Origin of the sequence: Vibrio sp. dhg (assembly GCF_003443775.1) — a bacterium.
In the GTDB taxonomy this organism is placed as follows: domain Bacteria; phylum Pseudomonadota; class Gammaproteobacteria; order Enterobacterales; family Vibrionaceae; genus Vibrio; species Vibrio natriegens.
In genome coordinates, this window is the sequence record NZ_CP028943.1 from 1,518,278 (window position 1) to 1,536,893 (window position 18,616).

General features: G+C 45.2%; 20 protein-coding genes. 18 read left to right on the forward strand and 2 right to left on the reverse strand.

What is annotated here, in order from left to right:
* The first annotated feature begins 11 nt into the window (after positions 1-11).
* The 14 genes from urtC to DBX26_RS07085 all read left to right on the forward strand — a co-directional run bounded on the left by urtC (position 12) and on the right by DBX26_RS07085 (position 11,893).
* Positions 12-1,058, forward strand: a complete 1,047-nt coding sequence (urtC, locus tag DBX26_RS07020; protein ID WP_301951777.1) for an urea ABC transporter permease subunit UrtC — start codon at positions 12-14, stop codon at positions 1,056-1,058.
* Complete coding sequence (urtD, locus tag DBX26_RS07025; protein ID WP_014231739.1) at positions 1,055-1,891, forward strand: urea ABC transporter ATP-binding protein UrtD; 837 nt, start codon at positions 1,055-1,057, stop codon at positions 1,889-1,891. Before urtC ends, urtD begins: the two co-directional genes overlap by 4 nt.
* Positions 1,888-2,583 (forward strand): urea ABC transporter ATP-binding subunit UrtE, encoded by a 696-nt coding sequence (urtE, locus tag DBX26_RS07030; protein ID WP_118118463.1) that lies wholly within the window; start codon positions 1,888-1,890, stop codon positions 2,581-2,583. The genes urtD and urtE overlap by 4 nt, the downstream gene beginning before the upstream one ends.
* Before the next feature lie 4 nt (positions 2,584-2,587).
* Positions 2,588-3,445 carry an urease accessory protein UreD gene (locus DBX26_RS07035; protein WP_118118465.1) on the forward strand — a complete coding sequence of 286 codons (858 nt, stop codon included), beginning with the start codon at positions 2,588-2,590 and terminating at the stop codon, positions 3,443-3,445.
* 104 nt (positions 3,446-3,549) lie between these two features.
* Positions 3,550-3,852, forward strand: a complete 303-nt coding sequence (ureA, locus tag DBX26_RS07040) for an urease subunit gamma (RefSeq protein ID WP_014231742.1) — start codon at positions 3,550-3,552, stop codon at positions 3,850-3,852.
* 8 nt (positions 3,853-3,860) lie between these two features.
* A complete protein-coding gene (locus tag DBX26_RS07045) occupies positions 3,861-4,166 on the forward strand; it encodes an urease subunit beta (RefSeq protein ID WP_065296798.1) in 306 nt (101 codons plus the stop codon).
* 59 nt (positions 4,167-4,225) lie between these two features.
* The gene (ureC, locus tag DBX26_RS07050; protein WP_065302536.1) at positions 4,226-5,932 is read left to right on the forward strand and encodes an urease subunit alpha; all 1,707 of its coding nucleotides are present in this window, start codon (positions 4,226-4,228) and stop codon (positions 5,930-5,932) included.
* A gap of 28 nt (positions 5,933-5,960) precedes the next feature.
* Entirely contained in the window at positions 5,961-6,449 is a 489-nt protein-coding gene (gene ureE / locus DBX26_RS07055; protein ID WP_065302535.1) for an urease accessory protein UreE, read from the forward strand.
* The gene (locus DBX26_RS07060) at positions 6,449-7,111 is read left to right on the forward strand and encodes an urease accessory protein UreF (RefSeq protein WP_118118467.1); all 663 of its coding nucleotides are present in this window, start codon (positions 6,449-6,451) and stop codon (positions 7,109-7,111) included. The genes ureE and DBX26_RS07060 overlap by 1 nt, the downstream gene beginning before the upstream one ends.
* Positions 7,112-7,113: 2 nt before the next feature.
* Positions 7,114-7,755 (forward strand): urease accessory protein UreG, encoded by a 642-nt coding sequence (ureG, locus tag DBX26_RS07065; protein WP_014231747.1) that lies wholly within the window; start codon positions 7,114-7,116, stop codon positions 7,753-7,755.
* 11 nt (positions 7,756-7,766) lie between these two features.
* Positions 7,767-8,297, forward strand: coding sequence for a HupE/UreJ family protein (locus DBX26_RS07070; RefSeq protein WP_118118469.1), 531 nt, complete (start codon positions 7,767-7,769; stop codon positions 8,295-8,297).
* A gap of 376 nt (positions 8,298-8,673) precedes the next feature.
* On the forward strand, positions 8,674-10,092 hold the full coding sequence (locus tag DBX26_RS07075; protein WP_014231749.1) for a DASS family sodium-coupled anion symporter: 1,419 nt from the start codon (positions 8,674-8,676) through the stop codon (positions 10,090-10,092).
* 3 nt (positions 10,093-10,095) lie between these two features.
* Positions 10,096-11,433: an ATP-binding protein gene (locus DBX26_RS07080; protein ID WP_118118471.1), complete on the forward strand. Its 1,338-nt coding sequence runs from the start codon at positions 10,096-10,098 to the stop codon at positions 11,431-11,433.
* Positions 11,420-11,893 (forward strand): response regulator, encoded by a 474-nt coding sequence (locus tag DBX26_RS07085; RefSeq protein WP_118118473.1) that lies wholly within the window; start codon positions 11,420-11,422, stop codon positions 11,891-11,893. Before DBX26_RS07080 ends, DBX26_RS07085 begins: the two co-directional genes overlap by 14 nt.
* A 729-nt stretch (positions 11,894-12,622) precedes the next feature.
* Here DBX26_RS07085 and DBX26_RS07090 read toward each other — a convergent pair.
* Complete coding sequence (locus DBX26_RS07090) at positions 12,623-13,561, reverse strand: LysR family transcriptional regulator (RefSeq protein WP_118118475.1); 939 nt, start codon at positions 13,559-13,561, stop codon at positions 12,623-12,625.
* 357 nt (positions 13,562-13,918) lie between these two features.
* On the opposite strand from DBX26_RS07090, the gene DBX26_RS07095 reads away from it, so the two are divergent.
* The 4 genes from DBX26_RS07095 to DBX26_RS07110 all read left to right on the forward strand — a co-directional run bounded on the left by DBX26_RS07095 (position 13,919) and on the right by DBX26_RS07110 (position 17,796).
* Positions 13,919-14,521 carry a 2OG-Fe(II) oxygenase gene (locus DBX26_RS07095; protein ID WP_118118477.1) on the forward strand — a complete coding sequence of 201 codons (603 nt, stop codon included), beginning with the start codon at positions 13,919-13,921 and terminating at the stop codon, positions 14,519-14,521.
* Positions 14,522-14,908: 387 nt separating this feature from the next.
* Complete coding sequence (locus DBX26_RS07100) at positions 14,909-16,114, forward strand: aromatic amino acid transport family protein (protein WP_118118479.1); 1,206 nt, start codon at positions 14,909-14,911, stop codon at positions 16,112-16,114.
* A gap of 245 nt (positions 16,115-16,359) precedes the next feature.
* A complete protein-coding gene (locus tag DBX26_RS07105) occupies positions 16,360-17,475 on the forward strand; it encodes an HD-GYP domain-containing protein (protein WP_118118481.1) in 1,116 nt (371 codons plus the stop codon).
* Between the two features lie 102 nt (positions 17,476-17,577).
* Complete coding sequence (locus tag DBX26_RS07110) at positions 17,578-17,796, forward strand: hypothetical protein (RefSeq protein WP_014231756.1); 219 nt, start codon at positions 17,578-17,580, stop codon at positions 17,794-17,796.
* A gap of 74 nt (positions 17,797-17,870) precedes the next feature.
* On the opposite strand, the gene DBX26_RS07115 is transcribed toward DBX26_RS07110, so the two are convergent.
* A complete protein-coding gene (locus tag DBX26_RS07115; RefSeq protein WP_014231757.1) occupies positions 17,871-18,419 on the reverse strand; it encodes a hypothetical protein in 549 nt (182 codons plus the stop codon).
* Positions 18,420-18,616: the final 197 nt, after the last annotated feature.

Genomic DNA, 18,616 nt, shown 5'->3' on the forward strand with positions numbered 1-18,616 from the left:
GTTCTACACTGATGTTTTTGATTGTATTGGGTGCGGCGCTTTGCTTAATTCCAGCGCTGAACCTGTTCTTTGCAGAAGGATCTGCACTTCATATTTCTACTTACACCGTTACATTAATGGGTAAGTATCTGACCTATGCGCTACTGGCAGTCGCAGTGGATTTGGTTTGGGGTTATTTGGGTATTCTGAGCTTAGGTCACGCCGCCTTTTTTGCGCTGGGTGGCTATGCGATGGGTATGTATCTGATGCGTCAGATTGGTGATCGCGGCGTGTATGGCAACCCAGAACTGCCGGACTTTATGGTTTTCCTTAACTGGCAGGAGTTACCTTGGTTCTGGCATGGTTTTGACCAGTTCTGGTTTGCGATGTTGATGGTGGTGTTAGCGCCTGGAATACTCGCCTTCGTGTTTGGCTGGTTTGCTTTTCGCTCGCGTGTAACGGGTGTTTATCTATCCATTATCACTCAGGCGTTGACGTATGCATTGTTGCTGGCTTTCTTCCGCAATGAAATGGGCTTTGGCGGTAACAATGGCTTAACTGACTTTAAAGATATCCTAGGCTTTGACCTGCAATCGGATTCGACACGTCTGACACTATTTGCGTTATCAGGCATCGCTCTTGGATTAGGGTACATGGCTTGTCGATTCATTGTGGTTAGCCGCTTAGGTCGAGTTGCCATGGCCGTTCGTGATGCTGAAGCTCGGACTCGTTTCACCGGCTACAAAGTGGAATACGTCAAGTTAGCTATCTTCACTTTTTCTGCGGTACTCGCTGGCATTGCAGGTGCGTTGTATGTCCCTCAGGTGGGCATCATCAACCCTTCAGAATTTTCTCCGCTTAACTCAATTGAACTTGTTGTGTGGGTGGCACTTGGCGGACGTGCAACACTTTACGGTGCCGTTGTTGGTGCGTTGGCCGTCAATTACGCCAAAACCTATTTAACCGCAGCGCTGCCAGAAGTGTGGCTGTTTAGCCTGGGCGCAATGTTCGTGCTGGTCACGCTATTCCTGCCTAAGGGAGTAACAGGCTTAATCAAACGTAAAGAGGTGCATTCATGAGCATTCTAAGCCTTGCCAAAGAACTCACTGACCGCGAACACGTTTATGAGTTTATGAAGCCACAAGTTAACCCGATGCTTAAAGTCGGTCATGGTTGCTTGTTGTATCTCGAAGGGATCAGCGTGTCGTTTGATGGTTTTAAAGCAATCAACGACCTCAATCTCTACATTAAAGAAGGAGAATTGCGCTGCATCATTGGCCCTAATGGCGCAGGCAAGACCACCATGATGGACATCATTACGGGTAAAACCCGTCCAGATACCGGTACCGCGTGGTTTGGTCAAAACATTAACTTATTGCAAATGAGTGAGCCTGAAATTGCACAAGCGGGCATCGGCCGTAAATTCCAGAAGCCGACGGTGTTTGAATCTCAATCGGTATTTCACAACTTAGAGCTGGCGATGGCTGGGGCAAAAACGGTGTTTTCAACGCTGTTTGCCACACTAACGCCAAGCCAGGTTGATCATATCGATCACGTACTCAAGCAAATAGGTCTGTACGAGCAGCGTGCTTTATTGGCTGGTGCATTATCTCATGGTCAGAAACAGTGGCTGGAAATCGGCATGCTGCTGATGCAAAACCCGAAACTGTTGCTAGTTGATGAGCCTGTTGCGGGGATGACCCACCAAGAGATGGACAGAACGGGCGAATTACTAACGTCATTAGCGGGTGAGCGTACGATTGTGCTGGTTGAACACGATATGGATTTTGTCCGCTCAATAGCGCGTGATGTAACGGTTTTACACCAAGGAAGCGTATTGGCTGAAGGCACGATGGACCAAGTTCAAAGCAACCGTAAGGTCGTGGAAGTCTACCTTGGAGAAGAAGCATGATTGAGATTAAAGGATTAAACCAGTTCTATGGACAGAGCCACACGTTGTGGGATCTCGACATGCAAATACCAGAGGGCAAATGTACCGTTCTGATGGGGCGCAATGGTGTAGGTAAAACAACGTTGCTGCAATGCATCATGGGGTTGCTACCAACTAAGAGTGGTGAGATTAACTTCTTGGGACAAAACATCACCAAAATGGCCGCAGAGAAACGCGCGCCAATCGGGATAGGTTATGTCCCCCAGGGACGTCAGATCTTTCCGTTGCTGACGGTAGAAGAGAATTTACGTATCGGTCTGCCGATGCGCAAAGATGGAGCGAGACAAGTTCCGGAATTCATCTATGAGCTTTTCCCTGTATTAAAAGAGATGTTGTATCGCCGGGGCGGTGATTTATCTGGCGGACAACAGCAACAGCTTGCGATCGGTCGCGCTTTGGTTATTGACCCTAAGCTCCTTATTTTGGATGAACCTACCGAAGGCATTCAGCCCAATGTCGTGGCTGAAATTGGCGACATTATCCGCCGTCTGAATAAAGAGATTGGCCTGACGGTGTTACTCGTCGAACAGAAACTGCCGTTTGCGCGTAAAGTCGCTGACAACTTCTGCATTATTGACCGTGGTCGTCAGGTGGCGATGGGAGAAATGGAAGCGCTCGATGATACGTTAGTTAAGAAATACCTGACGGTGTAAGCGTATGAACAGTGTATTTAACATGTCGACCCAAACGCAGCGCCATTGGCCAGCTTATCTGTCCCTCGGCTTTAGTAAGTCCGATGACAAAACGCAGATGAAGCGTATGGAGTTTCAAGGACCTTTGCGCGTGCAGCGACCGTTTTACCCTGAATTGGATGTCTGCCACGTTTATCTGCTTCATCCGCCGGGTGGGTTGGTGTCGGGTGACGATTTGAGTATTCAGATTCATTGCCAAAACGATAGTCATGCGCTGATTACCACACCGTCTGCTGGCAAGATTTATAAGGCTGACAGTAAAAATATCGAGCAAAAACAGCATGTCGATATTGAAGTTGATAACGCCGCGTGTGAATGGCTACCAATGGAAACCATCGTCTTCAACGGGGCACACGGTAAGTTGACCACCCACGTCAATCTCTACGGTGACGCGAAGTTTATCGGTATCGATGTCTTCTGTTTAGGTCGCCCGAAAAGCCACCTTCCTTTTGTACAAGGAAGTGTTGAGCAGCGTTTATCCATCTATCAAGACGGCACGCCTCTGTTACTTGAACGCCAATATCTAGCCGCAGACGATCCGCTTTTGACTGCTATCAGTGGTTTCAACAGCAATTTAGTCTCTGGCACTTTAACGGTTGTTGGATTGAATGACGCTCAAACTATGGTTGAAACGCTGCGAGAACACTTTTCCGCAGATACACATGGCACGTTGAGTATCACTTATAGACTCAATGTTTTATTAGTTCGTTACCTTGGTGATTGCAGTGAAGAGGCTCAGCAGCAACTGCGAGCGTGCTGGCAACTTATTCGTCCAGAACTGCTTAGGCGCCCGGCATGCCCACCGAGAATTTGGAATACGTAGGTTATTTTAAGTCCAGTAACTAAACGAAGCCCGCTAAGTACAGCGGCATTAAAAGTCACAATGTAACGTTTAGGGACGTAACGCAAAGGTTAGAGGGTTTACAAATGGAATTATCTCCAAGAGACAAGGACAAGTTATTGCTGTTTACCGCAGCGTTAGTGGCAGAGCGTCGACTCGCTCGCGGCGTAAAACTCAATTATCCAGAAGCGTCTGCTTATATTTCCGCAGCAATCATGGAGGGCGCTCGTGACGGCAAAACGGTCGCCCAACTTATGAGTGATGGACGCACACTGCTCACCAAAGATGACGTGATGGAAGGTATTCCAGAGCTGTTAGAGGAAGTGCAGGTAGAAGCGACGTTCCCGGATGGCACGAAGCTGGTCACTGTTCATAACCCGATTCAATAGGAGCAACCATGAAGCCTGGTGAATACATTTTAAGTGACGTGCCAATCGAGCTGAATAAAGGACGTCGTACTGAGCAATTGGCAGTAATTAATCATGGTGATCGCCCGATCCAAGTTGGCAGTCATTACCACTTTTTTGAGACCAATCCGGCATTAGATTTTGACCGCGAGAAAGCCAGAGGAATGCGACTCAACATTGCGGCTGGTACCGCAGTACGATTCGAGCCGGGGCAGACTCGCAACATTGAGTTGGTCGAGATTGACGGAACGAAAACCATCTATGGCTTCCGGGGCGAAGTCATGGGAAAGGTCTAATACAGATTTAGCCAGCTTTAGTGAGATGCTAAGTATTGAAGGTTAAGGAGAACTAAACAATGGCAGAAATTTCTCGTCGCGCCTACGCCGATATGTATGGCCCGACAGTAGGCGACAAAGTCCGTCTGGCCGACACTGAGCTATTTATTCAAGTTGAGCAGGATTACACCGTATACGGTGATGAAGTGAAATTTGGTGGCGGTAAAGTCATTCGTGATGGCATGGGGCAAGGCCAGTTATGTCGTGATCAAGTAATGGACTGCGTGATCACCAATGCGTTAATTCTTGATCACTGGGGCATTGTTAAAGCGGATATTGGCATTAAAGATGGCAACATTGCCGCGATCGGAAAAGCAGGTAACAAAGACATTCAGCCTGATGTCACGATTAACATCGGCGCAAGTACCGAAGTGATTGCCGGCGAAGGTCATATCGTCACGGCAGGTGCTATCGACGCGCACATCCATTTTATCTGCCCTCAGCAAATCGAAGAAGCGTTAATGGCAGGTACCACGACGATGATTGGTGGTGGTACTGGCCCAGCGACGGGCACGAATGCAACCACGTGTACACCAGGCGCTTGGAACATGGCGCAAATGCTGCGCAGCACGGACCAAATGCCGATGAACTTTGGCTTTTTGGGCAAAGGTAACGCAAGTTTGCCGGAGCCGTTGGCAGAGCAAATTGAAGCTGGCGCTTGCGGATTAAAACTGCACGAAGACTGGGGCACAACACCAGCATCGATCGACAATTGTTTGACCGTTGCTGAAAAATACGATGTGCAAGTCGCCATTCATACGGACACGCTGAATGAATCTGGTTTTGTCGAAGACACACTTGCAGCGTTTAAAGGACGTACGATTCATACTTACCACACCGAAGGTGCGGGTGGCGGTCACGCTCCTGACATTATTGTTGCCTGTGGTCAGCCAAACGTACTGCCATCGTCAACCAACCCAACACGTCCTTACACGGTGAATACCGTCGATGAACATTTGGATATGTTGATGGTGTGCCATCACCTTGATCCAAACATTCCGGAAGATGTCGCGTTTGCCGATTCTCGTATTCGCAAAGAAACCATTGCTGCGGAAGATATTCTCCATGATTTAGGAGCGTTCTCCATGATTGCCTCCGATTCACAGGCGATGGGGCGAGTGGGTGAAGTGATTACCCGTACCTGGCAAACCGCGCACAAGATGAAAGTGCAACGCGGCTACCTTGAACCAGACAAAGAGATACAGGCGGATAATTTTCGCGCGAAACGCTACATCGCAAAATACACCATAAACCCTGCAATCGCGCATGGTGTTGATCATACGGTCGGCTCTCTTGAAGTCGGTAAGCTAGCGGATATCGTTCTTTGGAAACCAGCGTTCTTTGGTATTAAGCCAGCGTTAATCATTAAAGGTGGCTTTATTGCTGCAGCACCAATGGGCGATGCGAATGCGTCAATCCCGACGCCTCAACCTGTTCACTATCGCCGTATGTTTGGTGGTTTTGGTAGCGCAGCTTCTGCAACGTCCGTCACCTTCACCAGCAAAGTCGCCAGTGAGAATGGGTTGAAAGACAAACTGGGCTTACAGCGAGAGTTGATAGCCTGCAAGAATTGCCGAACTGTCACCAAGAACGACATGATTCTAAACGACTATATGCCAACGGTTACGGTAGACCCACAAACTTATGAAGTTCGAGCAGATGGCGAGCTATTAACGTGCGACCCAGCGACAGAGTTGCCTCTTGCGCAGCGTTACACCCTGTTCTAATCGCTCAGTTTAAAGAAGGAATTTTATTATGTACCGAGTAATTAGTCGCTCCGACCATCACCATGGTGAAATCGATGATTCGATTGTATTGGCTTATGAAGTGCGTCAACGCGGACGTTTTCGAGCATCAAGCAAAACGGGTATGGACGTGGGCGTTTTTCTACCAAGAGGTGATGTTCTTCAAGATGGTGACTGTCTTTTCACTGAATGCGGAAAGGTATTTCTGGTTGAAGCTCAGGAGGAAGAGATCGTCACGGCTTCAGCAAAAGACTGGCTAACTTTTTCCAAAGCCTGCTACCACATGGGAAATCGCCATGTACCAATGGAAATCGGTGAACTTTGGCTGCGTTTTCAACCTGACCACGTATTGGAGGAGATGGTCGAACTATTTGGGCTGGAGTGCAACCATCATCAAGCGATGTTTAATCCTGAGTCTGGTGCGTATCACGGCAGTGGGCATAGTCACGGTCATTCCCATGGTGAACACAATCACAGCCATGGGGAGCATAGCCATTAATGAACGTTCAGTCATTACTCTCTCTGTTGCACCTTAGCAGTCCGAGTCTGCCTATTGGTGCATTCGCTTACAGCCAAGGTTTGGAAACGGCAGTGGATCTGGAGTGGGTGAGCGATGAGGCGACACTACAAACCTGGCTTGAACCGATTCTTAATCATGCTCAGGCCAATTTGGAAGTACCACTTTTAGTTCGCTGTTATCAAGCGTGGCAAGCAAACGACATGGCAGCTCTGGAACATTGGCAGGCGGTGTTACTGGCAAACCGGGAAACCGCGGAGCTGGTGATGGAAGAGCAAAAACTTGGGCAAACCTTTTATCGTTTATTAACGAGCTTAGAAGTGGAATTACCGCCACAGGCAAAAACAATGACTTATCTGCCGTTATTTGCCAAAGCTTGCCAGTACTTTGGTGTATCACTGGAGCAAGCTGCGACGGGGTGGCTTTGGTCGTGGCTGGAGAATCAAATTACCGTGGCATGTAAAACGGTGCCGTTGGGGCAGACGTCAGCCCAACGCGTTCTCATCGCATTAATGCCACAAATTGAAGAAGCAATTACCACAGGGTTTGCGGTAGAAGACGAAGCAATAGGGCTGACTTTACCGAACTTTGCGATGGCCTGTGCATGGCATGAAACCCAATATTCAAGATTATTTAGGAGTTAAGGATGAGTACACAATGTTTACGAGTTGGCGTGGGCGGCCCGGTTGGCTCAGGAAAAACGGCGCTGCTGCGTCAGTTATGTTTAGCAATGCGCCAACATTACGATTTAGCCGTTGTCACTAACGACATTTACACCAAAGAAGACGCGGAATTTTTACTGCGTAATGAAGCGTTAGAATCCGACCGTATTCTAGGCGTGGAGACAGGCGGTTGTCCACATACGGCTATTCGCGAAGACGCGTCTATGAATTTGGCAGCGATCGATGAGCTACAAGATCGTCATCCCGGCTTAGAGTTCGTGTTAGTCGAAAGTGGCGGAGATAACCTGAGTGCGACCTTCAGCCCTGAGTTATCTGATTTAACCCTTTATGTTATTGACGTGTGCGCGGGAGATAAAATCCCTCGTAAAGGCGGACCGGGTATCACTAAGTCTGACTTATTAATCATCAATAAGACAGACCTCGCACCGATGGTTAATGCATCGTTAGACGTTATGGACCGTGACGCGAAGAAGATGCGTGGCGAAAAGCCATTTGTATTTACCAACCTGATTCGTGGGGATGGCTTACAGGAGGTGATCAATTTTATTGTTGAGCGCGGCATGCTGGAGAAGCGTGACGTAAAAGTTGAAGTAACGGAAGCATAAGGAACAGTGATATGAAAGGACTAACAAAAGGATTTGCAGCAAGTTTGGCTTTAGTCAGTGCAAGCAGTTTTGCCCATACGGGCCACGCTATGCAGGCCAGTTTCTCTGAGGGCTTTTTACACCCATTGACTGGCTGGGATCATTTATCTGCACTGGCATTGATCGGATTGTTTCTTTCAAGCTTTGCACTAGGCAGAGCGAGCCAAATTTCAGCATTGATAATGGCAGCAATTATTGGTGGGTATGCGATTGGTCTTGAGTGGGCTGTGGCTAATTCAGTAGAAGCTTTAGTCGCTAGTTCATTAATCGGTTTACCGCTTGCGCTTATCGCTCTTAAAAAGGGTGGAGCGAAGAGTGTGATAGCTGCCGCTGCGATACTTCTTTTCAGTTTATCTCATGGATTGGTGCAAGGCGCTGAGGCTCAGGGCTCATTTACTCAATTTGGTTTGGGTGTAATGCTGGCGAGCGCACTGGTAATTGGTGCTACTTATACTGTCTCTAGACAAGTCGTGGCGATAAAGGCGCGTTTTGCCCGTCAATAAAAGATTTTGTTGTAGCGGTTGTCACATCGCCTTTCCAAACCAAAGCGAAAACATGCTGGCGAATGTCGGCATGTTTATTTTCAGAGACCAAGGGCATGAGGTTGTAGTGACTTATAACGAAAATTATTATTTATGACACGTATTTAGTGAGGTCGAACACATCTCAAAGATGTTTTCGAATGTGAATACAAGTTCATTGATCTAACACCAAATCTTTTTCCCTTAACAGTGCGCATAATTCCAAATCGGAGTCGTGATTAGCTGCGTTTGTTTCGGATAAGCATCATCAACAAAGCCAGTATTCGAAACAGCAAAACGTCCGTTTATTAGTGAAACTCCTACATCTTTACACCATCTCAGGAAGAGAAGTAGCACTATGCGTCCTTATCTTAAATACATCATCCCAACGATAATTCCGTTAATCATCTGGCTGATGCCTTTGTCTGCGTTTCCATTTGATGGCATCACCATTATTCAACAGCGCGTCATCGCGATTTTCTTACTGGCGGCGTTGTGTTGGGTTTTCGAGCCTATCCCAATTTACGCAACTTCGGTGGTGATTATTGTTCTGGAACTACTGCTGATTTCCAATAAGGGAATCGTGTTGTTTAGGGCACAAGAAGGGCAGGCGCATTTTGGCGAGTTGTTGCAATACAACGAGATCATGGCGACCTTTGCCAGCCCAATTATTATGCTGTTCTTGGGCGGTTTCTTTCTAGCGATGGCGGCGACCAAGTACCGTTTGGACGTGAACTTAGCGCGTGTACTTTTGAAGCCGTTTGGACAAAATCCCAAGTACGTTATGTTGGGGTTGATGCTGATTACCGCCATTTTCTCCATGTTTATGTCTAACACGGCAACTACCGCGATGATGTTATCTATCCTGACTCCTGTCATTGCTGTATTCGGGCCGAAAGACCCAGGCAGAATCGCATTTGCTTTGTGTATTCCAGTTGCGGCAAACATCGGTGGCATCGGGACACCTATCGGGACGCCACCTAACGCGATTGCACTTAAATATTTAGTCGGGGAGAACCTGATTACTTTTGGTGAATGGATGGTATTTGGTGTGCCGTTTGTCGTGATTATGATGGCTCTAGCTTGGGTACTTATCGGGGCAATGTATAAAGCCGAACAAACCACAATCGACTTGAATATTAAGAGCAAATTCCTGAAGACGCCGAAAGCGATGATTGTGTACATTACATTTGCGGGTACGATTATTCTTTGGTTAATGGGTTCAGCACACGGCATGAACTCATATACAGTCGCTTTGATTCCTGTCGCGGTCTTTTCCTTAACTGGCATCATCAACAAAGAAGATTTAAAGAAAATCTCTTGGGACGTACTTTGGTTGGTTTCCGGTGGTATTGCCCTAGGGTTAGCCCTTGATAAAACCGGCTTGGCTAAATTAGTCGTGAACAGCATTCCATTCGACCAATATTCACCTTATGTGGTGTTGTTTGGTGCCGCTTTCCTTTGTTTAGCGATGGCCAACTTTATGTCGCATACGGCAACCGCTAACTTGTTGATGCCAATTATGGCCGCTCTAGGTACATCGATGGCATCACTAACGCCATTAGGTGGTGAAGTAACGTTGATTCTGGTAGTGACGTTTGCTGCTTCCTTGGGTATGTCTCTGCCAATCAGTACGCCACCAAATGCGCTTGCTCATGCTACCGGGCATGTACAAAGTAACCAAATGGCTCGGATTGGCGTGGTACTTGGTGTTGTGGGTGTACTGCTAAGCTTTGTTATGGTTTGGATACTGCATTCTGTAGGGCATATCGGTTAAGTCATGTATGAAAGCAAATTAGATGCGTTGGTAGAACGCTACTTCGATAATAACGACCGACGAATTAATGTGTCGGCAGGGTCGGTATTGATTGAACAAGCTGGCTATAACGATCGTCTATATTTCGTGATTTCGGGTGAATTGGCGGGCTACTACTCAGAAGATGACAAAAAGCCCATTAAAGTTTTTTCCGCCTCCGAGGGGACATTTATCGGGGTGCATAGCTTTTTTTCTGGTACGTGGACGGCGTCGTCAACCGTGGTTGCCCAAACAGCCGCAGAGCTAGCTTGGATAGAGCGAAGTACGCCAGCGGTGCAAGAATCACAATTCGGTCCTCTGACAACGCAATTTATGCCGGTAATGGTCAACGAGTTATCTCGCCGTCAGCACCGCGCAATGGAAGAGGCACTTGCAAAAGAAAAGGCCCTGCAAAAGCTTCATACTGCAGAGCAGATGACAACGCTGGGGCAATTGGCTGCGGGTATTGCGCATGAGCTTAACAACGCCATTGGGGTAGTAAGCAGTAAGTCCGAACGTTTACAAACTGTGATTATGGAGCTGTTAGAGGAAGTGCATCCGGAGGCGAGTCAGTTTTTTGATTTTGGCTTGCTTCAGGGGCAAAAAGTCTCCTCTAGTGAGGCACGCAAACGAGGAAAGCATTTTGAAAAGTATTATGGCCTCCCGAGGGACTTAGCGAGGGATTTGGCTCGTGCGGTACCAGAAGGTTACCTCTCAGAGCATTGGTTGAAGCGTCCCGAGGAAGCCATCAGGTACTGGCAGATGGGGAGAGATCTTCATGACTTGCGTCTGGCTTCCAAGCATACGGTGGGCATTGTTCGCTCTGTTAAGCAATTGGGTCGAACCGATATCGATCTGGATGAGGCTTTGAATATCAATGATTCGATTAACCGAGCGGTTGCATTACTACAAAGTGATTTAAGACGAGTACAGGTTCGTTTTAGTCCTGCGGAACTCCCTTTGTTTGTTGGCTCACAGACTGAACTCGTCCAGATTTGGGTGAATATCTTAAAAAATGCTTGTGACGCGCTCATTAGCGTAGATTCGCCAGTCATCGAGATTCAAACTCGAGCCAGCAAAGGAAAAATTCTTGTCACTATCACTAATAACGGCCCTGCGATAGATGAAGCGACGCGTAGAAAGATATTTAGGCCGAACTTCACTACCAAGAAAGGGGGGCTGTCATTTGGACTGGGCTTGGGCTTGTCGATAGTTAAACGCATCGTAGCAGGCTATGGCGGTTCGATTGTTGTAAAGAGTAACAGTGACAAAACTATTTTTAGAATCAAATTACCGGTAGAGGGTGAACATGGAGAAGCTTAATTTAATTTGCGTTGATGACCAACGAGAGGTGTTAAGCGCAGTTTTACTTGATCTAGAACCATTATCTCAGTGGATAAACATAGAAGATTGTGAGTCCGCAGATGAAGTTCTGGAACTGATGGATGAACTTGATGCAGAGGGTGAAATGATTGCTTTGATCATCTCTGATCACGTGATGCCAGGAAAAACTGGCGTTGAGCTTTTGGCTGAAATTTCAAAAGACAGTCGTTTTACTCATACTAGAAAAGTCCTTTTAACCGGGCAGGCAACGCACACAGATACCATTAATGCGATTAATACCGCAGGCATTGACCGTTACTTCGAGAAGCCGTGGCAGGCCGGCCAGTTGGTAGAGTGTGTGAGGAATCTGGTGACCACATACATCTTTGATATGGGGCTGGATTATACTCAATACCATGAACACCTTGATCAAAGCGTTGTCTTTGAAAGACTTAGATAACGAATATCTCTGTCATTTTTTTATGGCTACGAGTTCAAAATCGTAGCCGTTTTATTCCCCACGCCTCGAAATAGAAATCTATCATCTCTAAGTCTTTTAATTTCTGTTATGGAAATATGTCATACTGTTCCTACGCTAAAAGCATAGCGAATACAACTCTCAGATATAATCAGCAATTTTAATTAGTTGCCTTACGGCTTGACGATGTCACACAAGGCTTCTTTGTTGCTTATGGTGAGAAAGGGGCATGTTTTCCTATTCTTTAACAAGTTATCACTCTTTCTGGGTGCAACTTAATTAACTTGATGAAATAACTGCTGATTTTTACAAGGTCGTTGTTTAGAAGAAACTAATCAAGATTGGCGGTTTGATTTGTATAATTAAATGCTAATTTAGATTTGCCTTATTTCTTTTTTGGAAACAGTGCGTGCGGGTTTTTTCATTAGTTGCAAATCGTTGGCTAGAGTAAACTCTGTGTGTGGTTCGACAGAATAACAAAACAACAACGTTGTTTGGCTTAAAAAGGAGTGAACCCACTGCGTTTACCGTAGTAGAGATAGACCAGTACAATCTAAATTAAAAATGGCTGGCTACTCTATAAAAGCGGTGGGCGATTTGATGATGTTAAGACGTTTACCTGCGTAGTGACGACATCCGGTGGGGAATCTTCCTCGACTCTCAAGACAACAATCCCATCTTTACACCTTCTGCTTCCTAGCAAGATTTATTTCAATACTCACAAGCGCTAAGCACTTTACATGCATCAAGTAGTTGCTGTTGCAACCAGCGTAAGGCGGGATCATTTAAACTCGCTTTGTTCCAGACCAAACTATACGACACTTGCCCAAAATCAAACGGCAGAGGCTGATCTACCAAGCCTTTGGTTTGCAGTGCGATTCTTGCCCAACGTTTAGAGCAGGTGAATAAGTAATCTGTATGATGGCACATTACCGCTGCGGATCCGAAATCAGCGACGCGCATGGCAAGGTTTCGTTTCTGGTGCCTTTGTTGCAAGTTTTGCTCAAAGTATGGCCGAGAAAGGTCTTTATCATGAATACCTATGTGCCGAGCGGACAGATACCCTTCAATCGTCAGTGGTTGCTTGGCCAGCGGATTAGATTTGCCCATCAAACAGATCAGTTCATCTTTTAATATGGTTTGCCAAACGAGATCTTTGTTATGAGTCGGTGGCTGACTAAGATCATGAGGCAGCAACAAGAAGTCAATCTGACCTCTGATCAACGCATCAAAACTCATCTCGTCTTTAGAATGGACGTTTAAATAAGCATGGTTGCCAAGCTGTTGTGACAAGTGAACCAAGACTGGAGCAAACAGCTCCATTGAGCTTTCACGCATCGCAATGGAAAAATCGCCCTGATAGTACGCTGGACTGAATGAGCCCTGGTGCAACAAGCCGTTCATGCTAGACAAGATACCGTGAATAGAAGGACCGATATTTATTGCAAATGGCGTAGGAACTAAACGGGTACCATCACGATAGAAAAGTTCATCTTTTAGAGTTTCACGAAGCTGGCTTAGTGTTTTACTGACACTCGAAGGTGTAACACAAAGTCGCTCTGCAGCTTGAGTGACACTGTGTGTTGTCAGCAACATGTGTAACACGGTGAGGTGTTTCAAACTAATTCTAGAAAGAGTGATATAGTCCATAAGTGAGCTTCGGTCTTTGTTTTATTCGAGAATAACAGTAATTTTGTAATTTATCATGTTATGAAAATAAACTTACCTGGTATTTATCACTATAGTCATTTGATTGTGATGAGGATTGTTCGTCCCATCTCGTCCAGTTTGAGCGTTGTTACCGATAAAATGTGGGCGGTTTGCGGACAATCTTATTATTAAAGCAGAGGGTTTCTGTTTTCGTAAGGTTTAATAGGGAACACAGAGCGGAAATGAGAAGGACGACCTATAAAACTAAATAGTTGTCGTATCGACAAAATATCACATTTGTCGTTGTTGGTTGAATTACATATAAGACGCATCCAACCACACGATTGAATAGATTAAATGAACGAACTGATCGATGCTATTGCGACTCATGGATATTATATTTGGGACGATTTTCTTTCAGAAGAAGAGGTTGCTCAATTAAGAGCGTGTATCCCTGACAATTGGAAAAAGGCGCGCATTGGTCGTAATGAAGATGTTACACGCATAGAATCCATTCGCAGTGACAAAATTCAATGGCTAAAACCTGATATGGGCGAGCCGATAGCATCTTACCTAAATAAGATGGAAGACATTCGCGAAGAGGTTAATCGTCATCTATATCTCGGTCTGTTTGAATATGAATCTCACTTTGCGAAATACGAGCAAGGCGATTTTTATAAAAAACATCTCGATAGTTTCAAAGGAAATGAAAATCGTCGTTTGACCACCGTGTTTTACATGAATGAAGCCTGGAGTGAAGAAGACGCTGGCGAGCTGGTCGTTTATGACCTTAAAGACAACGTAATCGCTAAGATACCACCGCGTGGAGGGCGTCTTCTTGTTTTCTTGTCAGAACAATTTCCACATGAAGTGTTACCGACTAATGCAGAGCGATTTAGTATCGCAGGTTGGTTCCGTATCAATGGCGTCAGAGATAATTTGTTAGATATCGCTAGCTAACTGACACGATTTAATCCCTTTTTCTTAAAGTCAGGTGAGGCGTAATCTTTACGTCTCGCCATCATCCTATAACAGAACATTTTCAACCATGTTCTGAATCCTCTGTCTTCACTCCGAATCATCCATAACAAACCTACCAGAAATCATATAATTAAGTTTTGCCCTGATAGTCGTGATGAGTCTCCCCCGATCGTCATGAATTTTTTTGGCTGATTTCTGTGTGTAAATAAATATATACATTAATGGATTTTTATTCTTACACTTTGCTTGATCTTATCGTGAATATCCTACAATATCGGGATCATAACAAAATATGGTGTCATGTAGGGTCATTCTTACCCGATCTGGTGCTGCTAATATTCAATGTGATGTAAAGAATAATATACAATGAGTCGTTCTAAAGTGTTTGGTAGTACCCTAATTATTGCAGGGACTACAATTGGTGCCGGTATGCTGGCGCTTCCTCTTGCCTCTGCTGGTATCGGTTTTTCTACTTCCCTCGTTATTATGTTGGGTCTTTGGGCTTTAATGGCATTTACCGCCTTATTGATGCTCGAGCTTCATCAGTATGCTGAAAGCAGTGCAACGCTCCATACTCTGGCGAAACAAATACTGGGCCAGAAGGGTAAATGGGTTGCCAGCTTTGCAATGCTATTTTTGTTTTACTCTTTGTGTGCGGCATACATCGCTGGTGGCGGTGCACAATTTGGCGAACGCCTAACCCAATGGTTTGATCTTGATATTTCAGGCTCGACTTCAACCATCATTTTCACACTGATAGTGACGTTAGTTGTGACTGTCGGCACCGGTACCGTAGATAAAGTGAACCGTGTTTTGTTTGCCCTCAAACTTCTTACTATGGTTGCGGTACTGTCATTTTTAGCGCCAAATGTGACGCAATCTTACCTGCTAAGCATGCCAATAGGACAAGGTCTTATTGTGGCGGCAATTCCTGTGATTTTTACGTCTTTTGGTTTCCACGGCAGTATTCCGGCTATTGTGAACTATTTAGACGGAGACACTGCTTCATTGCGTAAAGCCGTGATCGTGGGCTCTACTATTCCTCTGGTGATTTACATCTTCTGGCAAGTCGTGACGTTAGGCGTGGTCAGTCAGGATACATTGATTGAAAATGGCGGATTAAGTGCTCTTATTGGGCAGTTATCACTGACGGTTCACCAATCAAATCTGGGTAACATTGTTGGCGTGTTTGCAGATTTGGCTCTATTAACCTCTTTCCTTGGCGTGAGTCTTGGCTTGTTCGAGTTCTTGGGCGATACGATCAAAGGAAGCAGTGAGAAGCCAAACCGTTTGATTGCTGCGTTAATCACGTTTACTCCACCATTAGGCTTTGCGCTGTTTTATCCGCAAGGTTTCATCATGGCATTAGGCTATGCGGCTATCGCTCTGGCTATTCTAGCGATATTTTTACCGCTGGTGATGGTTATTAAAGTCCGTCGCTCTGACGATTTTGCCGGAGAATACCGCGTAGCTGGCGGGCAGGGTGCGTTAGTGATCACAGGTATCGCAGGTACGGGAATCGTGGCTGCACAGATATTGATTACGCTTGGAGTGTTGCCAGCTTTAGGTTGATTATTCTGTCTAAAATTAAACATTTTTAAAGCCAATGGGTATGACTCATTGGCTTTTTTAATCTGGATCAGGTGAGTTGGATATATCCACTAAAAAAGTTGGCGGATGTTCGGTTTTGTTTTGTACACTTACATTGTGGTATATCAAAAATTTGAGTTGAAAAAATTTGCTCTGATAATTTACGCAATAAACTGATAAAAAGGGCTTTTTCGCTCAATACCTAGTTTGACTGGGAGAGTGGAAGTATGACACACCGTAGTTTTTATCCGTTTGCAAAACCGCTTAATGAGCAATTGCAAGCGTTGAAAAATAGGATGCAGGCACATATGCCATGCATTGACAGGGTGTCGTTCGCAAAATATCACCCCAGACAAGATATGCTCATATCTTTCGCTGACACTGAGTTTGATAACTGGGACTTAGCGCATTATGAAGCGCCACTTCGTAAACTTCCCAATTTGTATGCCGCGGCTCAAAACGGAACACCTCGTATCGTTGATGATCTCAACGACATTAATCACAGCGATCGCGTTAAAGTCCTGCTTAACTACGGGTATCGATCTTCTGCCGCAATTCCTTGCTACGAAAACAAAGTATTTACCGGCTTTGTCTTTTTGAATTCCGTTAAACCCAATTCATTTAAGTTAGAAACGCTGGATGTGCTCAAACCTTATTTTGATATGGTCGAATTTGCCGTGGAGTCGGAAGATCATGTTGTGAATGAGATCGAAAGGCTGTCTGAGCGTAAGCTATGTTCGATGCCTGGCTATTGTCCAGAGTGCTATGCCCACACTAAGAGAATGCGCCTTTACGCTCACTTGCTTGGTGTTCACCTTGCGGAACGACATAAGTTGACGGATGAAATGGTTGAACAGATTGGTATTTTCGCACAGTTCCATGCTGTGAGTGATATTCAATTGCCAATTGATATTGCTTGTCATCGTAGTCATTTTAGCAAAGAGCAAGAGTCCATCATCATCCAGCATATTGATCAATGTATCGAGTCGGCAGATGACACCGTTGCCCGCATTGGTAACCCCGTTCATCCGAGTGTTGTGCTATTCATGCAGATGGTGACTTATCAGTATGAAAATTTAAACGGGTCAGGCTACCCGCATGGATTGGAAGAAAAGGATATTCCAATCGCCGCTCAAATTGTTGCAGTTGCGAACTCCTTTGACGTACTGACCACGCACCACCCAAATCGTCAGGCATGGTCTATTCCGTATGCGTTAATTGAGTTAGAGAAATGGGTAAGTGACGGTTTATTGTCAGGTGAGTGTGTCAACGTCTTGCGGGATAACCAAGTTTATCTAAAACAAATTATCCATAAATATCCAGAACACTGCTCTGTCGAATAGTGGTAAACAATGAAGGAGATGAAAATTTGACTAGGAGGATTTTATAAACAATACTGTATGTATATACAGTGTTGTGGTTTAGATTAAGTTTGGAGGTGAAGTATGTTGTGGGAAACCCTAGAAAGAGTAAACCGCTTACGCCAACAAGCACTTGCGAATTCTGAGTTTGTTCAGTCGGCCAAAGAGCATGAACAGGCTTTGCATGAGCAAGAGTATCATTACCAACCAAAAAACGCGCGTTCAGCCAAAGACAGACAAGGTAAAAAATCGCTGGCTGATATATACAAAGAAGTAGAGTTTAGCGCGGATTCTCGTCATTAATCCTTTTCATCGCTGCTGCGGCTTACACATAATAAACGCCGCAGCGCAATTGCTTTTGCATTAACTGGATGCGCTTAGAAATCCGCTTTGCGTACATAGTGCGGGTTTTTGTATTTCTTTGCTGGACCAAATGCAGAAACCACCAGTTTGTTCCACAGTGCTTTATCAAACTCACCTTTAGGGATAGAAGGGTAGAGGGTCTCTTCTTCTTCTCGGGAAAAGTTCATGTACTGCTTTTTCTTAATCTGGTTGTACTTCTTCGCTATCTGATTGTGCTTTCTTACCCACTCTAACTTGTAGTCACGAAGCACTTGTTCACCTTTGTCTTCGCTCATACGAGAAAGGAAAAGCCTTTTATAAGAAACTTTTCTGTCCAGCATGGTTCTCATGACAGTCTGAATATATTTGCCATGATGCGTTACGGTGATGTCATTTTCGTCAATAGGAGTAATACACCAGCCTTTTGGGAGAAAGTCTGGTTTCTTAAATTGTTTGTTACGTTCCATTAAAGCTTGGTGCAAAACCAAATCTGAGGTTCCGCGGAACGTTTTTTGCCATTTACCAATGCGAATTTGAATCGAGCCTGGTAAACGATAGATATTAGTAAACTTATCTTTATCCATGGACTTCAGTCATGAGATTAATATGCAATATTGAAATGTGATAACCAGCCGATCGAGAAATAGAAAATAGACTGGCTGAATTTAATTGCGATTTTACAACGACATCGCGTTAATTAGCGAGGGGTTATGTCAATTATCGGTGAGGAAATAGAAAATTATTGTCGTTTGTTGCGAAATGTAACGCTAAATTACGTCAA